The sequence below is a fragment of the Streptomyces sp. DvalAA-14 genome, assembly GCF_900091855.1.
Taxonomy (GTDB): Bacteria; Actinomycetota; Actinomycetes; order Streptomycetales; family Streptomycetaceae; genus Actinacidiphila.
Map to the genome: position 1 here is coordinate 1 of NZ_FMCH01000215.1, position 3,425 is coordinate 3,425.

At 73.7% G+C, this 3,425-nt stretch carries 4 protein-coding genes; 3 read left to right on the top strand and 1 reads right to left on the bottom strand.

Features of this window, described 5'->3' with window-relative positions; all coding sequences use genetic code 11:
- From GA0115240_RS10875 to GA0115240_RS10885, 3 genes are all read left to right on the top strand, one after another.
- Nucleotides 1-1,024: SGNH/GDSL hydrolase family protein (locus GA0115240_RS10875; protein WP_237554778.1), on the top strand; the 1,024-nt coding region annotated here is incomplete at its 5' end.
- A 427-nt stretch (nucleotides 1,025-1,451) separates the two neighbouring features.
- Nucleotides 1,452-2,303: a hypothetical protein gene (locus tag GA0115240_RS10880; RefSeq protein WP_237554779.1), complete on the top strand. Its 852-nt coding sequence runs from the start codon at nucleotides 1,452-1,454 to the stop codon at nucleotides 2,301-2,303.
- 256 nt (nucleotides 2,304-2,559) lie between these two features.
- A complete protein-coding gene (locus tag GA0115240_RS10885; RefSeq protein ID WP_093736466.1) occupies nucleotides 2,560-2,877 on the top strand; it encodes a DEAD/DEAH box helicase in 318 nt (105 codons plus the stop codon).
- A gap of 114 nt (nucleotides 2,878-2,991) precedes the next feature.
- On the opposite strand, the gene GA0115240_RS10890 is transcribed toward GA0115240_RS10885, so the two are convergent.
- Nucleotides 2,992-3,425: DUF309 domain-containing protein (locus GA0115240_RS10890; RefSeq protein WP_093736467.1), on the bottom strand; the 434-nt coding region annotated here is incomplete at its 5' end.

Below are 3,425 nucleotides of genomic sequence, written 5' to 3' on the forward strand. Positions count from 1 at the left end.
GGCCGCCGCACCCGCCGCGCTGCGCGTGATGCCGCTGGGCGACTCGATCACCTGGGGCGTCGGAAGCAGCACCGGGAACGGCTACCGCGCCCCGCTGCACGACGCGTTGACGGCCGAGGGGCACAGCGTGGACTTCGTCGGCACCCTGCGCAACGGCACGATGGCCGACCCCGACAACGAGGGACACTCCGGCTACCGGATCGAGCAGATCGCCGCCCTGCTCGACGCGCCCCTGGCCCGCTACCGGCCCAATGTCGTCACCCTGGAGATCGGCACCAACGATCTGAACCAGGGCTATCAAGTGCCCACCGCGCCCGACCGGTTGCACGCGCTGATCGACCAGATCACCGCCGACGCCCCGGACGCGACGGTACTGGTCGCCTCGGTGATCGTCTCCACGAGCGCCACCGAGGAGCCGAGCCGGCCCGCCTTCAACCAGGCGATTCCCGGCATCGTCTCCTCGGAGCAGGCCGCGGGCAAGCACGTGCGGTACGTCGACATGAGCGCCCTGACCACCGCCGACCTGTCGGACGCGCTGCACCCCGATGACGGCGGCTACGCCAAGATGGCCGCCGCCTTCAACAGCGGCATCCAGGCCGCGGACAGCGCCGGCTGGATCACCGCGCCGGTCGCCACCGGCGGCCCGGTGAACTCCGGGATCGCCGGTAAGTGCCTGGACGTCAACACCGGCAGCAGCGCCAACGGCACGGCTGTCCAGCTGTGGAGCTGCAACGGAACCGACGCCCAGTGGTGGACCGCCCGGACGGACGGCACGCTGCGGGCGGTGGGCAAGTGCCTGGACGCCACCGCCCTGGGCACGGCCAACGGCACCAAGGTGGAGATCTGGGACTGCAACGGCGGCGCCAACCAGGTCTGGCAGGCCTACAACGGCGGCTACCGCAATCCGGTGTCCGGGCGCTGCCTCGACGACCCGGCGTCCTCCACTGCCGACGGCACCCAACTCCAGCTCTACGACTGCAACGGGACCAACGCCCAGCGGTGGAGCGCGCTGCAGCCGCTGTGACCCCCGGCCCGGTGCTCGCGCTGTGTCCGGGGGCCCCGGGTGATCCGAGCCCCCGGGTTCACCGCGGCGCCGGGCGCACCACGAGCAGGGCCCGGTCGTCGGGACGGTCGGCGCCGGGCCGGTGGTCGAGCAGCAGCCGCCCGCGGTGAGGACGGCCTCGGCCTCCTTGTAGGGGATGCCACCGGGCGGGTCGGCCCGTCCAACTTGGGCCCGCCCGTTCGGGAGGCACAGCAAAGGCGTCGCAACGGGGATTTCGGGCGCCCGGTGTTCGCGGGGTGTGTTGTCGGGTGGCGGCCGATCACCCTGCGTTCAGGCCGCGTTGGCGGGCGCAGGGTGGTGGCGCCGGCGGCGGGCGGGCTAGATTCGCTGGCGCCCGGGGCCGCCTCCCCGCGTCGGAGGTGGTCCACCCACTGTCCTGGGGGTTCCGTTGACCGCAACCGCACTGGGCCGCCGTGCCGGCGCGCTGCTGCTCGCCACGGCCGCACTGACCGCGCTCGGCTCCGCCGGCGCCACCGCACGAGCCGACGCACCCGGAGGCTGGGTGGCGAACGGCAGTTCCACGATCAGCTCGCTCACCGGCGGCGAGGGCATCGCCACCCGCGCCGACGGCTCGCTGCTCACCCGGGGGCTGGGGTCGATCCCGTTGCGGCTGCGCCTCAGCGGCTGGAACCACGTCGGCGACCCGGACATCGCCGGGGGCTACGTCTTCGACGCCTACCAGGGCGGGGACAGCGCCACCAGCAAGCTGTTCGAGGTCACCACGCCTGCCGGGAAGGCCTACGACTACACCCACCCGCTGGACTCCGGCGAGCTGCTCAACAACTCCTTCGCGACCGTCTCCCCGGACGACCAGTGGCTCGTGGCCGGCGAGTGGGGCGCCATGGACCACCTCCAGGTGTTCCCCGCCCCGCTGACCAACCCCGCCACCCCCGCGACCGGCGGGAGCCTCGCCCAGGCCGGCCGGATCACCCTGGACCAGGGCGTCGACGACATCCAGGGCTGCGACTTCGTCTCGGCCACCCGGCTGGTGTGCGCCTCCGACGACGCGAACAAGGACGTCCTCCAGGTCGACCTGCCGCACGCCTTGGACGGCACCGCGGTCACAGGCCGGGTCACCACGCTCTTCCAGGTGCCGCGCAGCAGCATCTGCTCGGGCACCTTCGAGACCGAGGGCATCGACTACGACCCCGCCGCCGGGCTCCTGCGGGTGGAGATCGTGCCGCCGAGCGTGTGCGCGGTGACCACCACCGTCTACTCGTACCGGCCCACCACGGGCTGACCCGCCCGGCCGACCCCTCCGCACCGCTGTTCGGGGCCGGGGCGTGCGGGGGAGGGCGAGCGCCCCCCGCACGCTCCCGGTCGTCGCGGTGTGCCGGGGTACGCGCACGCGGTCCTGTCCCGGCAGCGCCGCCGGACGGGCGGCCGACGGGCGTTTGACTTGTCTGCCTCGCCTGCCAGACTGGGAGACATGTCGTGACAAAAACGGCATTCAGCTCACGGTCTCACGGCCGTGCCGCAGCTGCGAGGAGGAATCGATGGCTCACCACAGCCGGGACCGCAAGGGATCTCCCGAACGTCGCGAGCGCGGCCTCCCGACCCGTCCGGACGACGACGCACTGGCCGAGCGCACCGAGCAGGAGCGCGTGGACGCGGGGCTCGCGGACTACGACCCCGAAGACCTCCCCCCGGCCTCGGACGCGCCCGGCAAGACCCGGGTCACCGACAGTGAGCAGTACCGGGAGGAGAAGACCGAGATCGACCGCGAGACGAAATCCGGCGAGATGGATTCCGACGGCACCAAGGCGCGCCGCGACCGGGCTCCGTACCCTCCCACCCGGTACAAGGACCGCTGACCGGTCGCCGGCCGCCCGGCGCGCCCGGCGTCAAATCGTCCTCGCCGACCGTCCCGCGGCCGGCGCCCGCCGCGACCACGGCGACCAAGGACAGCACTGTCGGCACGCGCGCGATCAGCTCTCGGACCGGGGCGCACGCAGTTCGGGGGGCGGTCCGGTGGGAGCGCCCTGTGCCAGCCATCGCAGGAGTCCGTCGACATCGACGTCATAGGGCGCGCGGTTCGCGTAGGGCGCGAGCCCCTGGGCGGCCCGGTCGAGGAGCGTCGCGGCTCCCCGGCTGTTGCCGCGTGCCGCGTGCGTCAGGCCGACCGCCAGTTGGGCGAGGGCCCGCCACAACGAGCGCTCGTCGGCGGGCGCCGTCTTCCACCTGTCCTCAAGGACCTCGTGGGCGTGGAAGGGCAGGGCCGCGTCGAGGAGCTGCTGGGCTTCGGCCAGGGTCCGCGCGCCGCTGCGGCGTATCCCTTCCGGCGCGCGTTCCACCGCCGGGGCGCCGTAGGGCAGCGGGCGCCCGAGGCCGTCCCGCGGCCGGGCGTTGCGCGGCCGGCCGG